This is a genomic window from Aeromicrobium sp. Root495 (assembly GCF_001426755.1).
Lineage (GTDB): Bacteria > Actinomycetota > Actinomycetes > Propionibacteriales > Nocardioidaceae > Aeromicrobium.
Window position 1 is genome coordinate 257,594 of the sequence record NZ_LMFJ01000002.1, and the last position, 22,220, is coordinate 279,813.

The window sequence follows — 22,220 nt, forward strand, 5'->3', positions numbered from 1 at the left end:
ATGGGTAAGAAGTCGCGCCGCAAGGGCCAGGTCAAGGCCGCCAAGATGCCGTACGTCGCACGCACCTTCGAGGGGCTGCCGTCGGAGGGCGACTGGATCGCGCTGCGCGAGTTCGTGCCGTCGGCCACCGCCGCCACGACCCTCAGCGACGGCACGCCGCTCCGCATCATCTCGCTCCTGCCCGGCACCGGCGCGGGCCTCAAGCGTCCCGACGGCGAGATCTGGGTCGGTCTGCAGGTCATCCACAACTTCGGCGACATCAGCCGCGACCTCGCCCACGTGGTCGAGCTCGCGCGTGAGCTGGAGCCCGGCAACCCCGTCGTCATGACCGACCCCGGCGTCGGCCCGCGTCTGCAGGACCTGCTCGACCCCAAGGCCGGCTTCGACGTCACGGTGCACGAGGGCTTCGACTTCTGGCTCACCGAGACCGACACGTCGGCCGCCGCCCAGGAGGCGCTGCAGATGGCCAACGAGTCCGTGGCCCCCACGGTGCGGGTCGAGGGCGTCGAGTCCGCGTACCGCACCGACATGGGCACCCACAGCTACCTGCGCTGGGTCATGTCGCAGGACGAGGAGAAGCTGCTCGACGCGTTCTCCCGCCTCCAGGCCGCCGGCGACGAGCTGCTCGGCGAGGGCACCGAGCTCATCGGCTCCTTCCGAGCCCACGGCCGGCTCGTCCCCGTGTGGGACGTCGAGGTCGACGCCGACGCGCTCGCCGCACCGGCCAAGGCGTTCGAGAGGCGCCTGGCCGATGCTCTGGCCGTCGACGCCGAACTCACGAGCGAGGAGCGTCGGGCCCGTCGCGAGCTCTCAAGCCGTCAGGTCACGATCCGCTAGGTCGGCGCCCGGCCCCGCCCACTCCCGTTGCCTGAGCTCGTCGAAGACTTCGACGAGCTCAGCCGGCAGCGGAGCGGACCAGCTCGCGCAGCTCGGCGACGACCTGCTCCATCGGCTCGGTCGAGTGCTGGGCCAGACCCAGCACCACGGCGCCCTCGATCGCCGCGAGCGCCATCGTGGCCATGCCCGGCACACGCGCGGCCGGGACGCCTGACCGCTCGAGCACTCCCTCGAGGATCGAGGTCCAGCTCGCGAAGGCCGCGCCGGCGATCTCGCGGGCCGACGCGACGTCGGCTCCGCCGAGAGCCGCTGCGACGACAGGACAGCCGGCCTCGAAGCCCGAGCCCTCGATGACGTCGCTCCAGAACAGCAGCACGAGCGGCAGGGTCTGCTCCGCGTCGAGCCCCTCGGCGGCCGCGAACGCGGCGGTGTACTCGTCGACCGCCGTCGTCGTGGCCTCCTCGATCAGCTGGCTCTTGCCGCCCGGGAAGTAGTGGTAGAGCGAGCCGCGCGACGCCCCGGCGTCAGCGATGGAGTCGAGCATCGAGGTGGCGGCCACGCCGTGACGACGCATCCGCTCCTTGGCGCTCTGCACGACGCGCGCACGGGTCGCGCTCCCCGCGCGGCTCACTTGCCCCGCGACGGCAGCCGCACTGCGTCGACACCGTGCTTGAGCATGTAGTGGCCCACGTTGATCGCGGGGTGCCGCTTGGGCCTTGGCTCCTTGCCGGCACCCATGCGCCACATCTGGACCGTGTAGTACGTCAGCTCGGTCACGCTGTCGATCATGCGGATGCCGCTGCGGTGCACTGTCACCTCGGCATGGTCAGCGGCACCGGTCAGCAGGTCACCGGGCACGTCGGGCTCCAGGGTGAGCGGACGGCCGAGACCGACGACGTCGATCGCTCCGCTTGCGACGGCCTCCGCCATGACCGACGCCGTGCGGAACCCGCCGGTGAGCATGAGCGGAAGATCGGGGCGCTCGGCACGGACCCTCTCGGCGTACTCGAGGAAGTAGGCCTCGCGCTGGCGGGTGCTCTCCTTGACCTCGCGGCCGTCGTCACTGCGGACGCCGAGCATCGCGGCCGAGGCATAGGTACCGCCCGACACCTCGAGCAGGTCGATCCCCTCGTCGGCGAGCGCGTGCACGACCTCGAGCGACTCGTCCTCGCCGAAGCCACCGCGCTGGAAGTCGGCGGAGTTGAGCTTGATGGACAGCACCTTGTCGCCGATCTCGGCGCGCATGGCACGAACGACCTCGAGCACGAATCGTCGACGCTTCTCGGGCGTCCCGCCCCACGCGTCGGTCCGCACGTTGGCGAGCGGAGAGAGGAACTGGCTCACGAGGTAGCCGTGGGCCCCGTGGATCTGGACACCGTCGAAACCGGCCCGCGTCACGATGCGCGCGGTGGTGGCGAAGCGCTTGATGATCTCCACGATCTCCGCCTCGGGGAGGGCCCGGGGGCGGGCGAACGACTTGGCCGTCCCGGGCACGGCGAGGGCCGACGGTGCGACCGGTTGACGGGTCAGGGTGCGTGGTGTCTGACGGCCGGGGTGGTTGATCTGCACGAGCGCCACCGAGCCCTGCGCCTTGACGATCGAAGCCCACTCCTCGAGGTCGGCGAGGTGCCGCTCGTCCTCGACGACGACATTGCCGGGCTCGCCGATGTGACGGCGGTCGACCATGACGTTGCCCGTGACCGTGAGGCCCTGTCCGCTCCCGGCCCACCGCCCGTAGAGCGTCTTGATCTCGTCGCCGGGCGAGAAGTCAGGGCCGGAGAGGCACTCGCTCAACGCCGCCTTGGCCATCCGGTTGGGCAGCACCGTGCCGTTGCGGAGCGTGAAGGGCGACGCCAGGACGTCGAGGTCGGTCGTGAGGGTCATGCCGTTACTCTTATGCAGGTCTACATAGTTTGTCAATGCTGGCCGGACATGCAAAAGCCCCGCCGACAGGGACGGGGCTCGGGGAGGTGGTGCGGTCTAGCGCTGGACGGAGAGCTCGGCGTTGACGCGGGTTCCTTGCGTCATGTCGACCCACCAGCGGTCCGCTACTCGAGCGATGATCGAGAGCCCGCGGCCGCTGAGCGAGTCCTCGTCGAAGTCGATGGGCTTGAGCGAGGCGCCCTCACCGCCGTCTCTGACGCTGATCTCCAGCAGGCCCTTCGTGATGGCCCACGTGATCTCGATGCTGTTGTCCTGGCCGGGGTCGCCGTGGCACACGGCGTTGGCGACCATCTCGCTCAGCACGATCAGGGCATCGTCGATGACGCTGCTCGACGCTCCGTTGAGCGTCAGGAACGACGCCAGCTTGGTGCGTGCGATGCTGGCGGTGGCGGGCTCGAAAGGAAGCTGCCACCGGGCCTGGGTTGCGCTCAAGAGTGGCTCCTCACGGCACGACGAGGCCGCGACACAGCCTGATCGGCGAGAGAATCACGAAGCACTAGTCCAAAGTAACCAGTCAGTTGGGGTCATGGCCAGCCCAGAGCGTGAAATTTAAATCACGAGTGTTCAGCCAGATTCCGTCGTCAAGGAGGTCGAGAGCCATGCAGGTACCCACCATCGAGGTCGACCAGGTACCCGATCCGTCGGCGGAGGGGGTACTAGTCATCGATGTCCGCGAACCGCACGAATGGGCCGAGGGACACATCGACGGCGCCCTTCACGTCCCGCTCGGCGACCTGCCCACCCGCGTGGGCGAGCTGGACCCGCAGACCACGACGTACGTGGTGTGCCACCTGGGCGGCCGTTCCGCGCGCGCCGTGGCGTGGCTGCAGCAGCAGGGCCACGACGTCGTGAACGTTGCGGGTGGCATGGACGCCTGGGAGGCCGCCGGCCGCCCCACCGTCCGCTGACCCCCGCGACGGTTTACCACGGTCCCAAGGCAAACCTCGCACTCTCGACGTCACCCCACGGCAAGCGCCTTCGCCCCACGGGTTGCAACCCGTGGGAAGAGATGTTCTCCGTGGGACCGTGGTAAACCGATGCCCTGGGACAGACGAAGCCCCTCGACCCAGTGGGTCGAGGGGCTTCGTATGACCAGGCGGTCTTACTTGGCCGCGGCCTTGAGGCGCGAGCCGGCGCTGACCTTGACGCCGTGTCCGGCGGGGATCTCGATGGTCTCGCCGGTGGCGGGGTTGCGGCCCGTGCGGGCGGCGCGAGCAACGCGCTCGACGGAGAGGATGCCGGGGATCGACACCTTCTCGCCCTTGGCCACGGCGTCGACGAGGACGTCCGCGAAGGCGGAGAGGACCGAGTCGGCGTCGGTCTTGCTGGTTCCGGCCTTCTCGGCCAGGGCCGAGACGAGGTCGCTGCGGGTGATGGCCACTGCATGCTCCTTGAGAGTTCGAATGGGATTCCGCCTGTCAGTCTAGGCAGAACTCCCTGACATTCCGCGGTACCCCGGGGGTTTCGGCGAGCCCCGGCGGGTGGTAGGGGCCCCGGTCAGGGTGCGCCGGGGCCCAGGTCGAGCCGGCTCCAGCTGTCGCCGGCGTCGTCGCTGACGTAGGACTTGCCCCGCTCGTTGGCCCCGAGACCGGACGCCGTGGCGACGAGCAACGACCCCGACGACTGGACGTCGTCGGTCTGGCCGGGGAGGTCGAAGGCGCTGAATCCGCCCTCCGTGGGGGCCGCCCGATACCAACCGGTCTCGGTGTCGCCCACCAGGATCGAGCCGTCGGACGCGATCGCCGCCGACGGGTCGTGCACCTGCTTGAGGGTCCCGATCCTTCTGATTCCAGCGGTTTCTCCGGTTCCACGACCGCCCCACACCTCGGTGGTGGCCTTCGCGCTCATGTCGTCGCCGAGGGTGAGGGCCACCGTGCCCTGCGCGGCCAGGAGCTGCATCGGATAGTGCCCCTTGGCCGGTGTGATGGGGACGCTGCCGCCGGGGTCGAGCGTCACGCTCACGCCGCCGGCGTCCGGCTGCACGAGCGTGGCGAGACGACCGGTGGAGGTGTCGACCTGGCGCTGGCCGGAGTCCTGGCTGGCGGCCAGCGGGTTCACGGTGCGCGGGCCGGGGCGGAGCACGGCCTGCACCTCGCCGGTGCCGACGACGACGTCGCCCTGCGCGGCACTCTCCACCTCGGGTCCGGTGCGCAGGCGCTGTGTCTGGCCGTCGGGATCGATCATGGTGACGCGCGGAGGCTTCGTGAAGTCGGCCTCGGAGTCCACGAGGAAGAAGGTGTTGCCCGCCATCGCGGCCTCGGTGAACTGCGGAGCGAAGTCCTCGCGCACGACCTTCCCCTCGGGGTCGAGAAGGCGCCAGACCGTCTTGCTCTCCTCCCCGCCCTCCTGGTCCTGGATGCCGAAGAGGGCGAGCGCCGACCCGTCGCGGGCAATCTCGACACGCTGGGGCCCCGAGGCCACGGACACGACGTCGCGCGGCGAGGCGTCCTCGTCGTAGAGCACCCGGTAGTACGGCGTGCTCCGGAAGTCGTCGCCGTCCTTGTCCGACCCGGAGCCGGAGCCGCAGGCGGTGAGGGGCACCAGGAGGACAGCGACGAGGGCGGTGCGCAGCGCAGTCATCCTTGGACCCTACGCAGTGGCGTCACAGCCAGCGCGCAGGAAGTGGCTCCTGCGTGCGGTCGCGGATCTCCGCGAGGTACCGCTCGCGTGGCCACTCCGTGACACCCAGACCGGCCAGGTGCGGGGTGGACCACTGCACGTCGATGAGCCGGTCCGGCCCCACGACGTCGACGAGTCCCATGAGCGCGACCTTGGACGCGTCGCGCGCCGTGTGGAACATCGACTCACCGGCGAACAGTCCACCGACGGCGAGCCCGTAGAGGCCGCCGACGAGCGTGCCGTCGGCGTCGCGCGTCTCGACCGAGTGCGCCCAGCCGAGCCGGTGCAGGAGCACATAGGCCTCGCGGACGTCGGCGTCGATCCACGCCCCCGGCCGCGAGGGGTCCGCGCACGCGTCGATGACGTCCTCGAACGCCTCGTCCACGGTGACCGTGAAGTGCCGCGCCGACTTGCCGAGCGAGCGGCTCACCTTGAGCGCCCCCGGCTCGAGGACGCCGCGGCGCACCGGCGACCACCACAGGAGCTCGCCGTCGTGCGGCATGGGGAACGCACCCGTGCGGTAGGCCGCCACGACGGTGGACGGCTCCAGGTCGGCACCGGCGGCCACGCAGTCGTCCTCCGGCCAGGCCTCGGGGTCGAAGTCCCACGGCGAGGGCGGGAGCGGGACGGGACTCATGCGTCCACGACCCGCATCAGCTGGTGGCGTGGCGCCACGCCCCACTCGGCGATCTCGTCGGCGTCGGCGAGCTGGAGCGTGTCCACCCACACGAGGCAGCGGTTCACGGCCTGCGTGAAAGCCGTGGCCTCGAACAGTGCGGCCATGGTGCGACGGTCGGCGACGTCGCCCCACACCTCGAAGTACGCGTCGCGCACCGGGCCCCACTCCACCGTGTCGTCCTGGCTGATGATCCCGAACGGCACGCGCAGCACCTCCACGGCGTGAGCCCACTGGACGTCGCCGAAGTCGAAGACCTTGAGGTCGGCGAAGGCGTTGTCGGGATGGACGTCCCCGTGCTGCAGGCTGGAGGGGACGGGCGAGCGCTCGAGCACGACGGCTGCCTCGACGAGGTCGGCGCGCCGGTCCTCCAGCGCGGCCAGGTCGTCGGGCCGAAGGCGCGACGGATGGCCGGCCGGAAGGTTGCTCAGCTGCTCGACGAGGCTGTCGAACCGCTCCGGGACCCGAGGAGGCGAGCAGTCGTGCACGCCCAGGCCGACCAGCTCGTCCCGGCGGTCGGCCACCCGGCGCTGCAGCGCTGCCGCGTGCTGGATCAGCCTGACCCAGTCGTCGGTGGTGGGGTTCCTGACCTCGCCCAGCGTGGGTCCGCGATCGGCCGTGAGCATCCAGCCACGCACCGGGTCGATCGCCACCGGCGCCGCGACGTCGTCGGGGGACAGCGTCGCGAGCAGCTGGTGGAGCGCCGGCTCGAACCCCATGGAGGGCGTGTTGGCCTTGAACCAGAGCCTGCCGTGGTCGGTGGGCACCGTGAGCTGGGTCGACCACGGCCTGACCCGCACCTGGTCCAGCGGCCCGCTCAGGCGCCGTCCCGACTCCTCGACCCGGTCATGCACCCAGGCCTCGACGTCGTGCCGCCACGCCTGCGACGTGACCAGCGACGAGAAGGGCTGGACCATGGCGAAAGCGTACGGCTCGAAGGGCGTCATCACCGTGCGTCTGGAACGCTGATCCCCATGAGTGTGCGTTCGAAGGCAGCCGGAGCGCTGGCCCCGCAGGTCGCGTCCGGCTTCGTCAGGTCTGCCCTCGATCGGGCGATCGACGGCGTCGGTCCCCTCCGCCCAGTCAAGAAGGCGGCCGACAGCAAGCTCGTCGACGCCGGCGGCGACGTCGAGAAGGCCATCACCGCAATGGTCCGGTCGCACACCGCGGTGGCCGGGATCCAGGGCTTCGTCACCAACCTGGGCGGCATCGCCGCCTTCGCCGTGAGCGTCCCCGCCAACGCCGTGGGCGTGACGCTCGTGCAGTGCCACCTCGTGGCGGGCATCGCGCACCTGCGCGGCTACGACATCGAGAACCCTCGCGTTCGCAACGCGATCCTCGCCTGCATGCTGGGCGAGGACGAGGTGCGTTCCCTCGTGAAGAAGGGCCGGCTTCCCGGTGACCCCATGGTCCTGGCCACAGCCCCCGCGCACGACGCCGAGCTGGACCAGCGACTCTCGCACGAGGTCACCAAGGCGCTCGTGGGGCGCACGGTCGGCCGGCGGACGGTCACGATGATCGGTCGTCGCGTCCCGTTCCTCGGTGGTGCCGTCGGTGCGTCCAGCGACGCGTGGTCGACGTGGCAGATCGCCCAGTACGCGACGAGCGAGCTGCGGAACCGCCGACACATCCAGGCGCCGAAGGGCTGATCCTTTGCCCAAGCCCTTCGGGCCCGGGAGGTACCGCCCGGCTCGATGAGGGGGACGTGCGCTCAGCTGCGGACGTGCATGCGCTCGCCCTGCGGCCCGAAGATGGCGAGCGCCTCGGCCGGGACCTTCGACGTGTTGCCCAGCCAGTGCGGCGTGCGGGTGTCGAACTCGGCCACCTCGCCCGCCGTCAGCGTGAGGTCGCGGGTGCCCAGGAGCAGCCGGACCTCTCCCGACAGCACGTAGAGCCACTCGTAGCCGTCGTGAGTCTTCAGGTCCTCGACGGTGTCGTGGGGCGGGAGGACGATCTTGTACGACTGCAGCCCGCCGGGTCGCCGCGTGAGCGGCACGAACGTCCGGCCGTGACGCACGACCGGCTTGGCCCGTACGCGGGGATCGCCGGTCTCGGGTGCGTCGACCAGCTCGTCGAGGGCCACGCGGTGGGCGGAGGCCAGCGGGAGCAGCAGCTCGAGCGTCGGCCTGCGCTGTCCTGACTCCAGGCGCGACAGCGTGCTGACCGAGATGCCGGTCTCCTCGGCGAGGTCGGTGAGGGTCGCGTCGCGCTCCAGGCGGAGCTGGCGCAGGCGGGGCCCCACGCCGCGCAGGACGCCGTCGAGGTCGTCGGTCATGCCGCGATCGTCACACACGCTTTGCCGCCTTGGCAAACATGTTTGTCAGAAGTGCGCGCGTCCTGCACGGTGGAGCCATGAACGAGAACCAGCACCGGGTCCAGCACGTCGACGTCGCCGTCGTGGGGGGAGGAGCGGCCGGGCTCAGCGCCGGGCTCGTGCTCGCGCGCTCACTCCGATCCGTCGTCGTGATCGACGCCGGCGAGCAGCGCAACCTTCCCGCGGGCCACGTCCACAACTTCCTCACGAGCGAGGGCTGGACGCCGGGCGAGATCGTGGCCACGGGCCGCGCCGAGGTGGAGTCGTACGGAGGTGAGGTCATCGTCGGACGGGTCGTGGAGGCCGTGGCACAGGAGGGTGACCACCCCTCGTTCGTCCTCGGGCTGGACGACGGGCGTTCGGTCCACGCGCGCCGCGTGGTCATCGCGGCCGGCGCGACCGACCGGCTCCCCGACGTCCCCGGACTGGCCGAGCGTTGGGGCCGCGACGTCCTGCACTGCCCGTACTGCCACGGCTGGGAGGTGCGCGGCCGGCGGATCGGCGTCCTGGCCACGTCGCCCAACGCGCTGCACCAGGTGGGTCTCTTCCGACAGCTGAGCGAGCACGTGACCCTCGTCGCCGGCGACGTGGAGCTCGACCACCACGCCCTCATGAACCTGCGGGTGCGCGGGGTCGACGTCGTGCGCGAGACGGCTGCCGAGGTGCTCGTCACCGACGACCGGCTCAGCGGGGTGCGTCTCCGTGGGGGAGAGGTGCTGGAGCTCGACGCGCTCGTGGTCGCGCCGTTCTTCGAGGCCCGCGCCGACGTGGCCACCCAGCTGGGGCTGGCCGTGAAGGAGCTCGAGATGGGCGGCAGCGTGGTGGGCACGATGCTCGAGGCCGACGCCATGGGGCTCAGCCCCGTGCCCGGCGTCTACGTGGCCGGGAACGCGAGCGACCTCGGCGCCACCGTGATCGGCTCGGCCGCCGCCGGCATGAAGGCGGGCGCCCTGGCCAACGCCCAGCTCGTCGAGGAGGACTCGGCCCTGGCCCTCGTGCGCTGGGCTGCGGAGATGCGTGAGCCGAAGGCGTGGGACGAGCGCTACGGCGCTGCCGAGGACGCCTGGAGCGGTCGGGTCAACCCGCAGCTCCCGGCGGTCGCAGGGACGCTCACCCCCGGCACCGCGCTCGACCTCGGCAGCGGTGAGGGCGCCGACGTGATCTGGCTGGCGCAGAACGGGTGGCAGGCCACCGGCATGGACTTCTCCCAGGCCGGCCTGGACCGCTCGGCCGCGCACGCGGCGGAGGCCGGAGTCACGGAGCGCACGCAGTGGCTGCTCGGCGACGTCCGCACGTGGCGCCCGAGCGAGGTGCGCTGGGACCTGGTGGTGGGTCACTACGTCCACCTTCCGCTGGTGCAGACGCGCGGGATCATCGAGCAGGTGGCCGACGCCGTGGCCCCGGGCGGGACGCTCCTGCTGGTCTGGCACCACCCCGGCGACGCCGACCCCGGCCACCGCCGCGACGACATGTTCACGGCCGAGGAGGTGGCCGACGTGCTCGACCCGGGTCGGTGGGACGTCTCCACGTCGGCCGAGGTCCGCACCGGCACCGGCATGGGCCACCACGTCGAGGTCCGCGACACGGTCCTCCGCGCCACCCGCCGCTAGACCCACGACGAGATTTGCGGCTCCATCCACCCTTTTCGGCTCGGACGGCGACCAGAACGGTGGATGGGCCCGCAAATCTCGGCGTCGGGGTGGGGTGGGGTCAGGGGGCGAGGGCTCGGGCCACGGCGGAGGCCATGGGCTTGCCGAGCTGCTCGGACATCCACACCGACGTGGCCACGACGGCGTCGAGGTCGACGCCGTGCTGGATGCCGAGGCCGGTGAGGAACCAGACGAGGTCCTCCGTGGCGAGGTTGCCCGTGGCGCTCTCGGCGTACGGGCAGCCGCCGAGGCCGCCGGCCGAGGCGTCGAACGTGGTGATCCCGTGCCGCAGCCCCGCGTGCACGTTGGCGAGCGCCTGGCCGTAGGTGTCGTGGAAGTGCAGCGCGAGTCGCTCGGTCCCCACCCCCGCAGCCGCGAAGGACTCGACGATCGACCCCACCTGGCCGGCCGTCCCGACGCCGATCGTGTCGCCGAGCGACAGCTGGGACGCGCCGAGGTCGAGCAGCCGGCGTCCCACCGACACCACCTGGTCCACAGGCACCGCTCCCTCCCACGGGTCGCCGAAGCACATGGACACGTAGGCCCGGACGTCGAGCCCGGCCTCGAGCGCGCGGGACACCACGGGCTCGAACATCGCCATCTGGGAGTCGAGACCGGCCGCCAGGTTCTTCTCGGCGAAGGTCTGCGTGGCGCTCGCGAAGACGGCCACGTGCTCCACGCCTGCCTCGAGCGCGCGGTCGAGGCCTCGTGCGTTGGGCACCAGCACCGGCGCGGGGACGCTCAGCCGGCCGAGCTCCTCGAGCAGCTCGGCGGCGTCGGCGAGCTGCGGCACCCATCGGGGGTGCACGAAGCTCGTGGTCTCCACGACAGGCAGGCCCGCGGCGACGAGTCGCCGCACGAGCTCGGCCTTCACGGCCACCGGGACGACGGCCGCCTCGTTCTGGAGCCCGTCGCGAGGACCGACCTCGTAGATCGTGACCCGCTCCGGCAGACCCTCCTCGGGCACGACCATGGGCAGCACCCGAGCCTGCTCACTCATGCGTCTCCTCTGGTTCCACGTGGAACAGCACGTGCCCCATGGGGACCTGGTCGCCCACGGCGGCGCCCAGGACCGTGACGGTGCCCGCGTGCGCGGCGACGAGCGCCAGCTCCATCTTCATGGCCTCGATCGTGCCGAGCCGCTGGCCCGCCTCCACGACCTCTCCCACGGTCACACGGACCTCCAGCACGGTGCCCGGCATGGGCGCGGCGACGTCGGCGTCCCCGGCGACAGCAGCGTGCGGACGACGCATGCCGTCGGGACGTTCGAACGTCCACGTCTGGCCCTCGTGCACCACGTGCGCGCGGCCACCGAGCAGCAGGCCGGTGAGGTCCGGGCTGTCGGTCGAGACCACGTCGTGCTGCACCCCCGACCCGTCCACCACGGGGCGCCGCACGCGCGCGGGCGCGCCGGCCGACCGCCAGCCGTCACCGACCTGCGGCCACAGCAGCCCGGCGGCCACGGCGGCCGCGGCGGCGGGGACGTCGGGTCGTTCCAGCAGCGGACCTTCGTGGGCGTCGAGGAAACCGGTGTGGACCTGGCCCGCACGGAGCTCAGCGGAGTCCAGTAACCGGCGCACGAAGCCCAGGTTGTTGGCCAGACCCGCGAGCACCGTGGCATCGAGCACGCCGACCATGCGATCGAGTGCGTCGGCGCGGTCCTCGCCGCGGACGACGAGCTTGGCGACCATGGGGTCGTACGCGGTGGAGACCGCCGCGAGCCCGGCGTCCTCCACCCTGGCTCCCGGTCCGGGACGGAAGGCCTCGATGCGCCCGGCCTGCGGCAGGAAGCCGGCGTACGGGTCCTCGGCATAGACGCGCACCTCGACCGCGTGACCCGTGCACGTGATGGAGTCCTGGTCCGGCAGAGCGGCACCGGCGGCGACGTCGAGCTGCCAGCGCACGAGATCGGCGCCGGTGACCTCCTCCGTCACCGGGTGCTCCACCTGGAGGCGGGTGTTCATCTCCAGGAAGAAGCACTCGTCGCCGTTCACGAGGAACTCCACGGTGCCGGCGCTCGTGTAGCCCACCTCCTGCGCCAGGGCGACCGACGACGTGTGCAGGAGCTCGCGCACCGCGTCGGGCAGGTCGAAGGCCGGGGCCTCCTCGACGATCTTCTGGTGCCGGCGCTGCGCCGAGCAGTCCCGCGTGAACAGGTGCACCACCGTGCCGTGCGTGTCGCCGAAGACCTGCACCTCCACGTGCCGCCCGCCCTCGACATAGCGCTCCACGAGCAGCGTGTCGTCGCCGAACGACGCGGCTGCCTCGCGCGCCGCGGTCGCGAGGGCCTCCGCGAGCTGCTCCGCCTCGCGCACGACGTGCATGCCCTTGCCCCCGCCGCCGGCAGCGGCCTTCACGAGCACGGGGTAGGCGTCGGCCGGAACGGCGTCGGGGTCGTAGCGGGGGGTCACCGGCACGCCGACCTTCTCGGCCACCTGACGCGCCCGGTCCTTGCGACCCATGAGCTCGATGACGTCGGGCGACGGTCCGATCCAGGTGAGTCCGGCGTCGACGACGGCCCGGGCGAAACCGGCGTTCTCGGACAGGAACCCGTAGCCGGGGTGGACGGCGTCGGCGCCGGTCGCCCGCGCGGCCGCCAGCAGCGACTCGACGTCGAGGTAGCCCGGCACCTGCACCGCGTCGGTGGCCTCGTGACGGTGCGGGGAGGCGGCGTCGACGTCGGTGAAGACCGCCGTGCTGGCCAGCCCGGACTCCCGGCAGCCACGGACGATGCGGCGGGCGATCTCGCCGCGGTTGGCGACCAGCACCTTGCTGATCGTGGGGCGCTCGGCCATCTCACTCACATCCTGAAGACGCCGTACTGCGGCGCCGGGGTCGGGGCGTGGTCGGCGGCGAGAGCCTGCGCCAGCACGCGTCGGGTGTCGCGAGGGTCGATGATGCCGTCGTCCCACAGCCGAGCCGTGGAGTAGTACGCCGAGCCCTTGGCCTCGTACTCGGCTCGGACGCGGTCCTTGAACGCGTCCTCGGGCTCGGAGGTGTCGCCGCGGACCGCGGCCAGCACGGAGGCCGCCTGCTCGCCGCCCATGACCGAGATCTTGGCGTTGGGCCACATCCAGAGGAAGCGGGGGTCGTAGGCGCGGCCGCACATCCCGTAGTTGCCGGCGCCGTACGATCCACCGATCACGACGGTGTACTTGGCCACGACGCTCGAGGCCACCGCGGTGACGAGCTTGGCGCCGTCCTTCGCGATGCCCCGGTTCTCCGACTCCTTGCCGACCATGAAGCCGGAGATGTTCTGCAGGAACACGAGCGGGATGCCTCGCTGGTTGGCCAGCTCGACGAAGTGAGCGCCCTTCAGCGCGGACTCGCTGAAGAGGATGCCGTTGTTGGCGAGGACGGCCACGTCATGGCCCTCGATCCGGGCGAAGGCGCACACGAGCGTGTCCCCGTAGAGCGGCTTGAACTCGTGCAGGCGCGAGTCGTCGACCACGCGGCGCAGCACCTCGCGCACGTCGTAGGGCGTGCGGGGGTCGGCGGGCACCACGTCGAGCAGCGTCTCCGGGTCCTCGCGGGGAGGCAGCGCCTCGTGCGTCGGCAGCCGCGGCTCCAGCGGAAGGGTGTCGATGATCGAGCGGACGATCTGGAGGGCGTGCTCGTCGTCGTCGGCGAGGTGGTCCACGACGCCCGACGTCCGCGCGTGCACCTCGCCGCCGCCGAGCTCCTCGGCCGTCACGACCTCGCCCGTCGCGGCCTTCACGAGCGGCGGTCCCGCGAGGAAGATGGTGCCCTGCTCCCGCACGATGACGGTCTCGTCGCTCATGGCCGGCACGTAGGCGCCTCCGGCGGTGCACGAACCCATGACCGAGGCCACCTGTGCGATCCCGCGCGCCGACATCTGCGCCTGGTTGAAGAAGATCCGCCCGAAGTGCTCCCGGTCGGGGAAGACGTCGTCCTGCATGGGCAGGAACGCCCCGCCGGAGTCGACGAGGTAGATGCAGGGCAGCCGGTTCTGCAGCGCCACGGTCTGCGCGCGCAGGTGCTTCTTCACCGTGAGCGGGTAGTACGTGCCGCCCTTCACGGTGGCGTCGTTGGCCACGACCACCACCTCGCGGCCCTGCACCAGTCCGATGCCTGCCACCAGGCCTGCGCCCGGGACGGCCCAGGCGTCGTCGCCGTACATGTCGTACGCGGCGAGGGGTGCGATCTCGAGGAACGGCGAGCCGGGATCGAGCAGGTGGTCGACCCGGTCTCGGGGCAGCAGCTTCCCGCGCGCCAGGTGCCGTTCGCGCGAGCGCTCGGGGCCTCCGAGCCGGACCCTGGCATGACGTTCCTCGAGCTCGGTCACGAGCTCCTGCATCTCACTCACGCTCGTGAGGTTAACACCCATTAACCTGGAGGCGGTACCGTTGCCCCGTGACCACGAGCCGCCGCGACCAGATCCTCGCCACCGCCGCGGAGCTGTTCGCCGAGCGAGGCTTCCACGGGGTCAGCGTCCACGACATCGGGGCGGCGTGCGGGATCTCCGGGCCGGCCCTGTACAAGCACTTCCGCGGCAAGGACGACCTGCTCGAGCACTCTCTCCTCGACATCAGCGAGGAGCTGCTCGCCACCGGGCGGGCCCGCGTGGCCGGGAGCGCGACCCCCGACGACCAGCTCGACGCACTCGTGGCCTGGCACATCGACTTCGCGTTGACACACCCGGCGCTCATCGTGATCCAGCACCGCGAGTGGTCGACGCTGCGCGACGAGGCACGGGCCGCCGTCCGAGATCTCCAGCTCGCCTACGTCGACGTGTGGGTCGACGTCGTGCGGGTCCTGCGCGACGACCTCGACCGCGCGGAGGCCCGGGCGGCCGTGCAGGCGGTCTTCGGCCTGATCAACTCCACGCCGCACAGCGCCCGGATCGGCGAGCCACGCATGCGGACCCTGCTGGCCGGCATGGCCCGCTCCGCCCTCGTCGGCTGACCCCGGGACGGACCGTCTAGACAGGAGCGATCCCGGGCGCGACCCGCCGGCGCAGTCCGCGCGTGGTGGTGGCGATGCCCACGCCCACCATCATGACGACGGCACCGCTGAGCTCCACGACGCTCGGGACCTCGTCGAGCACGACCCACGCGGACAGCATGCCGACGGGCGGCACGAGCAGGATGTACGGCACCACGGCGCCCGCGGGGTGGCGCGCCATCAGACCGTTGAAGATCGTGTAGCCGATGAGCGAGGCTCCGACGACGGTGTAGGCCGTGCTCAGGACGGCCGCCCAGCCGAACCCCGCGAGGGCGCTGCCGATCTCGTCGGGACCGTCGACCACGAGCGAGACGGCGAGGCACGGCAGCGGCACGACGAGTGCCGACCAGACCACGAGCGACAGGCCGGAGACGACCTTGGCCGAGCGGGCCACGACGTTGCCCACGGCCCACGAGAACGCGGCGGCGACCGTCACGAGGAGCGGCACGATGGAGGCGTCGGCGCCGAAGCCGACCGCCACGGTGACCAGACCGGCCGTGCCGATCCCGGCCCCCACGAGCTGTCGCCCCGACGAGCGCTCACCGAGCGCCCCCCACGCGATGAGCATCGTGAAGACCACCTGCGCCTGGAGCACGAGCGCCGCCAGGCCGGCGGGCATCCCGGTGTCGAGCGCCAGGTAGAGCAGGCCGAACTGCCCGAGGCTCATGAAGGCCCCCACCGCGACGACCGCCTGCCACGAGGCCTTCGGCCGCGGGACGAACAGGACGAGCGGGAACGCCACGAGCACGAACCGGATGGCCAGGAACAGGAAGGGCGGCACCTCGGTGAGCCCGGCGTGGATGGCCACGAAGTTGCAACCCCAGATGACGGCGACCACGACGGCGAGGGCTTGGTCACGACGCGGCACTGATCCATCCTCCCACCGGGTACCCCCCGGGAGCGTCCGAGATCCGGCCAGAAGACCGCGGGATCCGGACGGTCGTCAGGCCGGGAGGGTGACCGAGAACGTCGCGCCGAGACCGGGTCGACCCTGGCCCCGGACGGTGCCTCCGTGCCGCTCGACGATCCGTGCCACCGAGGCGAGGCCCAGGCCGTCGCCGGGGAAGTCGGCCGGGTCGTGCAGGCGCCCGCACGGGACGAACAACCGGCCGGAGTCGTGCTCGTCGAAGCCGATGCCGTTGTCGCGGACGGCGATCTCGACGAGTCCGTCGTCGGTCGGCCGACCGACCACCTCGATGCGAGGGTCGGCCGAGCCGCGCACCGCCTTCCACGCGTTGCTCAGCAGGTGGTCGAGCACGAGCCGCAGCAGGATCGGGTCGGCCTCGACCGAGAGTCCCTCAGCCACGTCGAGACCGACCAGGGCGTCGCCACCCGACGTCCGGATGTCGTCGGCGACGTCGTGCAGCAGCGCGGAGACGTCGACGCGCTCGCGGCGCAGGGCTCGTCCCGAGGCGCCGTACACGACGAGCATCCGGTCGACCTGGGCGGCGAGCCGCTCGCTCACGGTCGCGATGGTGTCGGCGTAGTGCCGCACCCTCTCGTCCGACCCGTCGAGACGTTGCTCGAGGAGGTCGGCGTAGCCCAGCAAGGCGCCCAGCTGACCCCGCAGGTCGTGGGCGATCACGTGGATGGCCTCCTCGAGGTCGTCACGACGCTGCTCGGCCGACCGCAGGCGCGCGGACAGGCCGCTCCCCTCCACCCCGGTGGCATGCATCCGACGCTCCCTCTTCCGCTCGTGTCGAACAGGTCTCCCTCCACCATGATGCCCGGCCGTCGGTGTCAGCCTCGACCGACCGGCGGGCGACATGGGTCACGCAGCGAGGGCGTGCTCCTCGTGGGTCGCGGCACGCGTCCGCGGCAGGGTGCGCCACGAGACGAGCGCTGCCAGCAGGGCCACCACGATCGCAGCGCCCGAGGCTCGCTGGACGCCCAGGTCGAAGGCGTGGCGGGCCGACTCGGCCAGGGTCTCGCCCAGCACGTTGGGGTAGACAGCAGCGCGCTCCATGGTCCCGCCGAGCGTCTCGAAGACCGCCCCGTCCGCACGGCCGACCGTCTCCGGGACGCGGAGGGTGGCTGCGTAGGTGGCGGTGACGATGCTGCCCAGGACGGCGGTGCCCAGGACGGCACCGATCTCGTAGGCCGTCTCGGAGATGGCCGACGCCGACCCCGCCTTCTCGGCCGGCACGCTCGCGAGCATGAGGTCGTTCGTCAGGGTCTCGGCGAGGCCGATGCCCAGGCCCATGACCGCGAACGCCAGCATGATGCTGCCGACCGTGGGCTCGCCGGAGAAGGCTGCGATCGCGTAGCCCGCCGCCGACGCGACGAAGCTGCCGCTCACGAGCACCCGCACCGAGAAGCGCTGCACGAGGCGCACCGCGACGAACCCGGCGACCACGGTCACGATCAGGCCGGGGACGAGCACCATGGCCGAGTCCATCGGCGAGAGCCCCAGGACGAGCTGGAGCAGCTGCGCGGCGAAGAAGAGGAAGCCGGAGAGACCCATGAGGCTCAGCAGGTTGGCCACGATGGCGCCGCTGAAGACACGGTTCTCGAACAGCGTCAGGTCGAGCATGGGCTCGCGCAGCGCACGCTGGCGCCTCACGAAGGCCCAGCCGGCGCCCAGGCCGAGCGCGAGCGCGGCCACCGTGACGTCGTCGAGCCCGGCGTCGGCGCCGTGCTTGATGGCGAAGACGACCGGCACCATCGCCACCATCGACAGGGCGATGGAGACGACGTCGAACGGGCCCGGGCTGGGGTCGCGCGACTCGGGCACGAGCCAGAGGGCGAGCGGGATCATGAGGGCGATGAGCGGGACGTTGATGAGGAACACCGAGCCCCACCAGAAGTGCTCGAGGAGCCAGCCGCCGAGGACCGGGCCCAGCGCCGCGCCGCCCGAGAACATGGCCGCCCACGTGGCGATCGCGATGCGGCGGTCGTGCGGGTGCGCGAAGACGTTGCGGATGAGCGAGAGCGTCGAAGGCATCAGGGTCGCGCCGAACACGCCGAGGAGCCCGCGCGAGACGAGCAGCATCTCGGGGCTCGAGCTGAAGGCCGCCACGAGCGACGTGGCACCGAACCCGGCGGCGCCGACGAGCATGAGGCGGCGTCGGCCGACGCGGTCGCCGAGGCTGCCCATGGCGATGAGGAGTCCGGCGAGCATGAGGGCGTAGAGGTCGACGATCCAAAGCATCTGGTGGCCCGACGGACGGAGCGCGGAGCTGATCTCGGGCAGCGCGAAGCTCAGGACGGTGTTGTCGACCGAGACGAGGAGGACGGGGAGCATCAGCACCGCGAGGGCGGCCCAGGAGCGGGCGCCGGCGCGGGGCGGCGTGATGCCGGAGGCGGGGGTGGGGGAACGGTCGTGCATCCCGCTACTGTACCGGCTGGACGGTACAGTAGCCAAGTCAGGACCGGCTCCGTCGCTATGATCTGCACCATGTCAGCCGGCCGCGCCCCCGAGCGCTCCACGCGCGACCGCCTGCTCGACGCGTTCGAGGGTCTGCTCGTCTCCGGTGGCAGCCGCGCGGCCACGCTCGACGCCGTCGCGGCCGCAGCCGAGGTGTCCAAGGGCGGGCTGCTCTACCACTTCCACAGCAAGGACGAGCTCGTCGAGGGCATGCTCACCCGGCTCCAGGAGCAGGGTGACGCCGACGTCGAGAAGATGCGGTCCGCACCTCAGGGTCCGGTCGACTTCTACCTCGAGACGTCGGTGGACTCCGGCAGCGACTTCGACCGCGCCCTCATCGCCGCGGCCCGGGTGGCTCAGGAGAACGACCCCCGCGGCTCCGCCGCCCTCGCCGCGCTGCGGGACGCATGGTTCGGCGTGCTGAGCGAGCACGTCGGCGACGAGGCCCTCGCCCGCACCATCCAGCTCATCGGCGACGGACTGTACTTCGACGACACCACCGGTCTCGCCGACCCGAACGCCCTGTCGCACGTCCGCGACGTGCTCCGCCGCCTCGGCGCCCTCTGACCCCCGGCGCGGACAGAGCGCGCACAGGGTCTTGGGGCAGAAGCCATGCGACGTGCGCGTCGGATTCACCTGCTGGCCATCTCCGCGTCCTGACCTGGAGGCATGAAGCTTCTCGCTCTCGGGATCCTGCTCGGTGTGGGCGTCGCTGCCACACCGTCGGTCGCCACGGCGTCGCCGTCGACCCTCGACCGCAAGCTGGTCACCAAGAAGGTCCGGACCGTCACGGTCTTCGGCCACCGCGGAGCCTCCGGCTACCGCCCGGAGCACACCCTCGCCGCCTACCGCCTGGCCATCGCGCAGGGCGCCGACGTGATCGAGCCCGACGTCGTGAGCACGAAGGACGGCGTCCTCGTCGCCCGCCACGAGAACGAGATCAGCGGGACGACCGACGTCGCCGACCACCCCGAGTTCGCCGACCGCAAGGCCACCAAGACCACCGACGGGACGGCCGTCACCGGCTGGTTCACGGAGGACTTCACCCTCGCCGAGCTCAAGACGCTCCGCGCCAAGGAGCGCCTGCCCCAGGTGCGACCGGGCAACACGATCTACGACGGGCGGTTCGAGGTCCCGACGCTCGACGAGGTGATCGCCCTCGCCAAGTCGGAGTCGCGCCGCCTCGGTCGCCGCATCGCGATCGCCCCGGAGACCAAGCACCCCACGTACTTCCGCTCGATCGGCCTCCCGCTGGAGAAGCCGCTCCTGCGCTCCCTGCGCCACGCCGGCTGGGACCGCTCCGACGCGCCCGTCTACGTGCAGTCGTTCGAGACCACGAACCTCAAGGAGATCGCGCGGTGGAGCCGGGTGCGGCTGGTCCAGCTGACGTCGGCCTCGGGCGCGCCCTACGACCTCGTCGCCCAGGGCGACCCCACCACCTATGCCGACCTCATGTCGCCCGCCGGGCTGAAGGGCGTGGCCCGGTACGCACGGTGGATCGGGCCCGACAAGGCATCGGTCATCCCCCGCGCGGCCGACGGCACCCTGGGCGATCCCACGGGTCTGGTCGAGGACGCGCACCGCGCCGGCCTCAAGGTGGTGGCCTACACGTTCCGCGCCGAGAACCAGTTCCTCCCGGTCGACTACCGCTCCGGTGGGGGTCTCGCGGCGCAGGGCGACCTCGCCGGCGAGCTCCGCGCCTACTTCGCCACGGGCCTGGACGGTGTCTTCTCGGACTTCCCGGACATCGCCTTCGCAGCCCGCAAGGACTGGTACCGCGCTCGTCGCTGACCTACCGTCAGAGCATGTGCCGCAACATCAGGACCCTTCACAACTTCGAGCCCGCCGCCTCCGACGACGAGTGCCACGCCGCTGCTCTGCAGTACGTGCGCAAGATCGCCGGGACGACCAAGCCGTCGCAGGCCAACGCAGCGGTGTTCGAGGCCGCCGTCCAGGAGATCGCGCACCTGACGCGCCACCTCGTCGACGACCTCGTCTCCAACGCGCCGCCCAAGGACCGGGAGGTCGAGGCCGCCAAGGCCAAGGCCCGCGCCGCTCAGCGCTACGCCTCCGCCTGACCCCGGGGACGAAGGATGAGGGGTTGAGGTCGCTCCAACGACCCTGAGCCCTCACCGTCGGTCGCCCCCGGACGAACGACGAGGGGCTGCGGTCGCCGTGGCGACCACAACCCCTCATCGTGCGTCGGTCAGGCCTTGCGGAGCTCGAGGAAGATGCTAGGGCCGAAGTCGTTCTTGGCGAGCCGCTTCTGGAGGCGCTTCTCCACGGCGACGAGCAGCCCCGTCGGCAGCGTCTTCTTGAGCTTCTCGCTGCGCAGGTTGGACACCGAGAGCTTGCGGACGAGGTGCAGGCCGACTGCGTCGAGCTGACCGACCACCGTGTCGATGTTGTGGTTCACGAACGCGATCGCGTCGGGCTCGTCGGCCTTGACGGTGCGGATGCTCACGGGCTCGGTGGGCAGCGGCTTGCCCTCCTTCTTGAACCGGCGACGGTTCTTGAAGTGCCCGTAGTTGGCCACCTCGATGAGCGCGGTGGCGCCCGGCTTGAGCACGCGGGCGATCTCGCCGAACTCCTTGGTGGGCTCGGGAATGTGGTGCATGACGCGCACCATCGTGAGGAGGTCCTGCGAGGCGTCGGGCAGGTCGATCGCGTCGGCCTGGGTGCGCAGCTTCACGATGTCGGTCCCGGCGAGGACCTTGTCCGCGGCGTCGAGCTGGCTCTGGCTGGGCTCGGCCAGGGTCACGTGGTCGGCGTACTTGCGCAGCAGGAGGCACAGCCGCCCGAAGCCACCGCCGATGTCGACGGCGCTGTCGAAGTGCCGCCCCTCGAGGAGCGAGCGGATGGCCGCCTGCTCGGACTCGTGCTCGTAGTCGCGGTTGTCCCAGTACGTCGTGTAGTCGTACCCACGGTCGTACTGGTCGGCGACCTTCTTGCCCGGCTTCTCATCACTCACCCGGCCACCCTAACGGCCGCAGGTGAAGCACCGGGACACCCCGACGGCCCCGCCGTGCTCAGCCGAAGGTGCGGGGGCCGAACTCCGGCTCGCCGCCCGTCATCCCCGCCTTGCGCGCCTTCGCGGTATTGGGGGAGCGGAACATCCGGAGCTGGTAGAGGCGCTCGCGACGGAACGCGGCCCCCAGACCGCCGAGGCGGATCTCGTTGAGCAGCTTCTTGGACGCAGCCACGGAGTCGGGCGAGCGGGCGATGACGGCCTCGGCCAGCTCGAGCGCCGGAACCATCGGGTCGTCGGCGACGCCCGTGGCGAGGCCGATCTCCGCGGCCTTCTCGCCCGTGATCATCTCGCCGGTCATGACGAGCCGCTTGGCCACGTCGGCGCCGAGGAGCTCGACGAGGGGGACGGTGCCGCTCATGTCGGGCACGAGGCCCCACTTGGCCTCGAGCACGCTCCACCGACAGTCGGGCGTGGTGAAGCGGAAGTCGGCGGCGAGCGCCAGCTGGATGCCGGCGCCGAGCACGTGCCCCCGCGTCACGGCGATGACCGGCACGGGCAGCTCACGCCAGGCCCACAGCGGCTGCTGGAAGCCGTTGGTGCGACGCCAGGGCGCCTTGAGGAACGTCGTGAGGACGCCCTTCTTGTCCTTCCCGACCGTCGCGAAGTCGAGTCCCGCGCAGAAGGACGGCCCGGCCCCTTGGAGGATCACGACGCGGACGTCTCGGTTCCGGCGGATCGACTCGGCCGACGCCGTGAGGTCGCTCAGCAGCTCGAGCGTCACGCTGTTGAGCTTGTCGGGACGGTTCAGGCGCACGTGCGCGATGGGTCCCTCGAAGCTCGTGATGACCAGGGGCTCGGTCTGCTCGCTCATGGGACGA

24 protein-coding genes are annotated in these 22,220 nt (G+C 71.4%); 8 read left to right on the forward strand and 16 right to left on the reverse strand.

Annotation, left to right across the window (positions count from 1 at the left end):
- Complete coding sequence (locus ASD11_RS15310; protein ID WP_056289531.1) at positions 1-837, forward strand: DUF5926 family protein; 837 nt, start codon at positions 1-3, stop codon at positions 835-837.
- Positions 838-895: 58 nt separating this feature from the next.
- Here ASD11_RS15310 and ASD11_RS15315 read toward each other — a convergent pair whose 3' ends face one another.
- The 3 genes from ASD11_RS15315 to ASD11_RS15325 all read right to left on the reverse strand — a co-directional run bounded on the left by ASD11_RS15315 (position 896) and on the right by ASD11_RS15325 (position 3,213).
- Complete coding sequence (locus ASD11_RS15315) at positions 896-1,468, reverse strand: TetR/AcrR family transcriptional regulator (RefSeq protein WP_056289532.1); 573 nt, start codon at positions 1,466-1,468, stop codon at positions 896-898.
- The gene (locus tag ASD11_RS15320; RefSeq protein ID WP_056289533.1) at positions 1,465-2,721 is read right to left on the reverse strand and encodes an NADH:flavin oxidoreductase/NADH oxidase family protein; all 1,257 of its coding nucleotides are present in this window, start codon (positions 2,719-2,721) and stop codon (positions 1,465-1,467) included. The genes ASD11_RS15315 and ASD11_RS15320 overlap by 4 nt, the downstream gene beginning before the upstream one ends.
- Positions 2,722-2,817: 96 nt before the next feature.
- Positions 2,818-3,213 carry an ATP-binding protein gene (locus tag ASD11_RS15325; RefSeq protein WP_056289535.1) on the reverse strand — a complete coding sequence of 132 codons (396 nt, stop codon included), beginning with the start codon at positions 3,211-3,213 and terminating at the stop codon, positions 2,818-2,820.
- A gap of 167 nt (positions 3,214-3,380) precedes the next feature.
- Between ASD11_RS15325 and ASD11_RS15330 the strand changes: the two genes are divergently transcribed.
- Positions 3,381-3,689 carry a rhodanese-like domain-containing protein gene (locus ASD11_RS15330; RefSeq protein WP_056289536.1) on the forward strand — a complete coding sequence of 103 codons (309 nt, stop codon included), beginning with the start codon at positions 3,381-3,383 and terminating at the stop codon, positions 3,687-3,689.
- A gap of 194 nt (positions 3,690-3,883) precedes the next feature.
- Here ASD11_RS15330 and ASD11_RS15335 read toward each other — a convergent pair whose 3' ends face one another.
- The 4 genes from ASD11_RS15335 to ASD11_RS15350 all read right to left on the reverse strand — a co-directional run bounded on the left by ASD11_RS15335 (position 3,884) and on the right by ASD11_RS15350 (position 6,993).
- The gene (locus ASD11_RS15335; RefSeq protein WP_056289538.1) at positions 3,884-4,162 is read right to left on the reverse strand and encodes an HU family DNA-binding protein; all 279 of its coding nucleotides are present in this window, start codon (positions 4,160-4,162) and stop codon (positions 3,884-3,886) included.
- A gap of 116 nt (positions 4,163-4,278) precedes the next feature.
- Entirely contained in the window at positions 4,279-5,361 is a 1,083-nt protein-coding gene (locus ASD11_RS15340; RefSeq protein ID WP_056289541.1) for a hypothetical protein, read from the reverse strand.
- Between the two features lie 22 nt (positions 5,362-5,383).
- Positions 5,384-6,037, reverse strand: a complete 654-nt coding sequence (aat, locus tag ASD11_RS15345; protein WP_056289544.1) for a leucyl/phenylalanyl-tRNA--protein transferase — start codon at positions 6,035-6,037, stop codon at positions 5,384-5,386.
- The gene (locus ASD11_RS15350) at positions 6,034-6,993 is read right to left on the reverse strand and encodes a phosphotransferase (RefSeq protein WP_156464838.1); all 960 of its coding nucleotides are present in this window, start codon (positions 6,991-6,993) and stop codon (positions 6,034-6,036) included. Before ASD11_RS15350 ends, aat begins: the two co-directional genes overlap by 4 nt.
- A gap of 57 nt (positions 6,994-7,050) precedes the next feature.
- Here ASD11_RS15350 and ASD11_RS15355 point away from each other — a divergent pair, with 57 nt between their 5' ends.
- Positions 7,051-7,725 (forward strand): EcsC family protein, encoded by a 675-nt coding sequence (locus ASD11_RS15355; RefSeq protein WP_056289546.1) that lies wholly within the window; start codon positions 7,051-7,053, stop codon positions 7,723-7,725.
- A 62-nt stretch (positions 7,726-7,787) separates the two neighbouring features.
- On the opposite strand, the gene ASD11_RS15360 is transcribed toward ASD11_RS15355, so the two are convergent.
- The gene (locus ASD11_RS15360; protein WP_056289549.1) at positions 7,788-8,351 is read right to left on the reverse strand and encodes a helix-turn-helix domain-containing protein; all 564 of its coding nucleotides are present in this window, start codon (positions 8,349-8,351) and stop codon (positions 7,788-7,790) included.
- 77 nt (positions 8,352-8,428) lie between these two features.
- Between ASD11_RS15360 and ASD11_RS15365 the strand changes: the two genes are divergently transcribed.
- On the forward strand, positions 8,429-10,000 hold the full coding sequence (locus ASD11_RS15365; RefSeq protein WP_056289551.1) for a bifunctional NAD(P)/FAD-dependent oxidoreductase/class I SAM-dependent methyltransferase: 1,572 nt from the start codon (positions 8,429-8,431) through the stop codon (positions 9,998-10,000).
- Positions 10,001-10,100: 100 nt separating this feature from the next.
- Here ASD11_RS15365 and ASD11_RS15370 read toward each other — a convergent pair whose 3' ends face one another.
- Genes ASD11_RS15370 through ASD11_RS15380 form a run of 3 tightly spaced genes read right to left on the reverse strand, consistent with a single transcriptional unit; the run spans position 10,101 to position 14,357 of the window.
- Positions 10,101-11,039, reverse strand: a complete 939-nt coding sequence (locus tag ASD11_RS15370) for a hydroxymethylglutaryl-CoA lyase (RefSeq protein WP_056289554.1) — start codon at positions 11,037-11,039, stop codon at positions 10,101-10,103.
- On the reverse strand, positions 11,032-12,834 hold the full coding sequence (locus ASD11_RS15375) for an acetyl/propionyl/methylcrotonyl-CoA carboxylase subunit alpha (RefSeq protein WP_056289556.1): 1,803 nt from the start codon (positions 12,832-12,834) through the stop codon (positions 11,032-11,034). The genes ASD11_RS15370 and ASD11_RS15375 overlap by 8 nt, the downstream gene beginning before the upstream one ends.
- 5 nt (positions 12,835-12,839) lie before the next feature.
- Positions 12,840-14,357, reverse strand: coding sequence for a carboxyl transferase domain-containing protein (locus tag ASD11_RS15380; protein WP_156464866.1), 1,518 nt, complete (start codon positions 14,355-14,357; stop codon positions 12,840-12,842).
- 56 nt (positions 14,358-14,413) lie between these two features.
- Between ASD11_RS15380 and ASD11_RS15385 the strand changes: the two genes are divergently transcribed.
- A complete protein-coding gene (locus ASD11_RS15385) occupies positions 14,414-14,965 on the forward strand; it encodes a TetR/AcrR family transcriptional regulator (RefSeq protein ID WP_056289564.1) in 552 nt (183 codons plus the stop codon).
- A 16-nt stretch (positions 14,966-14,981) separates the two neighbouring features.
- Here ASD11_RS15385 and ASD11_RS15390 read toward each other — a convergent pair whose 3' ends face one another.
- The 3 genes from ASD11_RS15390 to ASD11_RS15400 form a co-directional block, all read right to left on the reverse strand.
- Entirely contained in the window at positions 14,982-15,872 is an 891-nt protein-coding gene (locus ASD11_RS15390; protein ID WP_056289565.1) for an EamA family transporter, read from the reverse strand.
- Between the two features lie 75 nt (positions 15,873-15,947).
- Positions 15,948-16,679, reverse strand: coding sequence for a sensor histidine kinase (locus tag ASD11_RS15395; RefSeq protein WP_056289568.1), 732 nt, complete (start codon positions 16,677-16,679; stop codon positions 15,948-15,950).
- Positions 16,680-16,775: 96 nt separating this feature from the next.
- Positions 16,776-18,332 (reverse strand): MFS transporter, encoded by a 1,557-nt coding sequence (locus tag ASD11_RS15400; RefSeq protein ID WP_056289571.1) that lies wholly within the window; start codon positions 18,330-18,332, stop codon positions 16,776-16,778.
- Between the two features lie 69 nt (positions 18,333-18,401).
- Here ASD11_RS15400 and ASD11_RS15405 point away from each other — a divergent pair, with 69 nt between their 5' ends.
- The 3 genes from ASD11_RS15405 (at position 18,402) to ASD11_RS15415 (ending at position 20,449) form a co-directional block, all read left to right on the forward strand.
- Positions 18,402-18,938, forward strand: coding sequence for a TetR/AcrR family transcriptional regulator (locus tag ASD11_RS15405; RefSeq protein WP_056290430.1), 537 nt, complete (start codon positions 18,402-18,404; stop codon positions 18,936-18,938).
- Positions 18,939-19,040: 102 nt separating this feature from the next.
- Complete coding sequence (locus tag ASD11_RS15410; protein ID WP_056289573.1) at positions 19,041-20,162, forward strand: glycerophosphodiester phosphodiesterase; 1,122 nt, start codon at positions 19,041-19,043, stop codon at positions 20,160-20,162.
- Between the two features lie 14 nt (positions 20,163-20,176).
- Entirely contained in the window at positions 20,177-20,449 is a 273-nt protein-coding gene (locus tag ASD11_RS15415; RefSeq protein ID WP_056289576.1) for a DUF2277 domain-containing protein, read from the forward strand.
- A 128-nt stretch (positions 20,450-20,577) separates the two neighbouring features.
- Here the strand turns inward: ASD11_RS15415 and ASD11_RS15420 are convergent, their stop codons facing one another.
- Together ASD11_RS15420 and ASD11_RS15425 are read right to left on the reverse strand one after the other, a co-directional pair.
- Positions 20,578-21,342, reverse strand: a complete 765-nt coding sequence (locus tag ASD11_RS15420; protein ID WP_056289577.1) for a class I SAM-dependent methyltransferase — start codon at positions 21,340-21,342, stop codon at positions 20,578-20,580.
- Positions 21,343-21,400: 58 nt separating this feature from the next.
- On the reverse strand, positions 21,401-22,213 hold the full coding sequence (locus ASD11_RS15425; protein WP_056289580.1) for a crotonase/enoyl-CoA hydratase family protein: 813 nt from the start codon (positions 22,211-22,213) through the stop codon (positions 21,401-21,403).
- Between the last annotated feature and the right edge of the window lie 7 nt (positions 22,214-22,220).

Excerpts from the sequence above, each read along its gene's own strand:
- ASD11_RS15405 (WP_056290430.1), top strand. The coding sequence starts at position 18,402 with ATGTCAGCCGGCCGCGCCCCCGAGCGCTCCACGCGCGACCGCCTGCTC.
- ASD11_RS15340 (WP_056289541.1), bottom strand. The coding sequence starts at position 5,361 with ATGACTGCGCTGCGCACCGCCCTCGTCGCTGTCCTCCTGGTGCCCCTC.
- ASD11_RS15365 (WP_056289551.1), top strand. The coding sequence starts at position 8,429 with ATGAACGAGAACCAGCACCGGGTCCAGCACGTCGACGTCGCCGTCGTG.
- ASD11_RS15415 (WP_056289576.1), top strand. The coding sequence starts at position 20,177 with ATGTGCCGCAACATCAGGACCCTTCACAACTTCGAGCCCGCCGCCTCC.
- ASD11_RS15410 (WP_056289573.1), top strand. The coding sequence starts at position 19,041 with ATGAAGCTTCTCGCTCTCGGGATCCTGCTCGGTGTGGGCGTCGCTGCC.
- ASD11_RS15350 (WP_156464838.1), bottom strand. The coding sequence starts at position 6,993 with ATGGTCCAGCCCTTCTCGTCGCTGGTCACGTCGCAGGCGTGGCGGCAC.
- ASD11_RS15320 (WP_056289533.1), bottom strand. The coding sequence starts at position 2,721 with ATGACCCTCACGACCGACCTCGACGTCCTGGCGTCGCCCTTCACGCTC.
- ASD11_RS15375 (WP_056289556.1), bottom strand. The coding sequence starts at position 12,834 with ATGGCCGAGCGCCCCACGATCAGCAAGGTGCTGGTCGCCAACCGCGGC.
- ASD11_RS15425 (WP_056289580.1), bottom strand. The coding sequence starts at position 22,213 with ATGAGCGAGCAGACCGAGCCCCTGGTCATCACGAGCTTCGAGGGACCC.
- ASD11_RS15370 (WP_056289554.1), bottom strand. The coding sequence starts at position 11,039 with ATGAGTGAGCAGGCTCGGGTGCTGCCCATGGTCGTGCCCGAGGAGGGT.
- ASD11_RS15310 (WP_056289531.1), top strand. The coding sequence starts at position 1 with ATGGGTAAGAAGTCGCGCCGCAAGGGCCAGGTCAAGGCCGCCAAGATG.
- ASD11_RS15355 (WP_056289546.1), top strand. The coding sequence starts at position 7,051 with ATGAGTGTGCGTTCGAAGGCAGCCGGAGCGCTGGCCCCGCAGGTCGCG.
- ASD11_RS15330 (WP_056289536.1), top strand. The coding sequence starts at position 3,381 with ATGCAGGTACCCACCATCGAGGTCGACCAGGTACCCGATCCGTCGGCG.
- aat (WP_056289544.1), bottom strand. The coding sequence starts at position 6,037 with ATGAGTCCCGTCCCGCTCCCGCCCTCGCCGTGGGACTTCGACCCCGAG.
- ASD11_RS15360 (WP_056289549.1), bottom strand. The coding sequence starts at position 8,351 with ATGACCGACGACCTCGACGGCGTCCTGCGCGGCGTGGGGCCCCGCCTG.
- ASD11_RS15400 (WP_056289571.1), bottom strand. The coding sequence starts at position 18,332 with ATGCACGACCGTTCCCCCACCCCCGCCTCCGGCATCACGCCGCCCCGC.
- ASD11_RS15380 (WP_156464866.1), bottom strand. The coding sequence starts at position 14,357 with ATGCAGGAGCTCGTGACCGAGCTCGAGGAACGTCATGCCAGGGTCCGG.
- ASD11_RS15395 (WP_056289568.1), bottom strand. The coding sequence starts at position 16,679 with ATGCATGCCACCGGGGTGGAGGGGAGCGGCCTGTCCGCGCGCCTGCGG.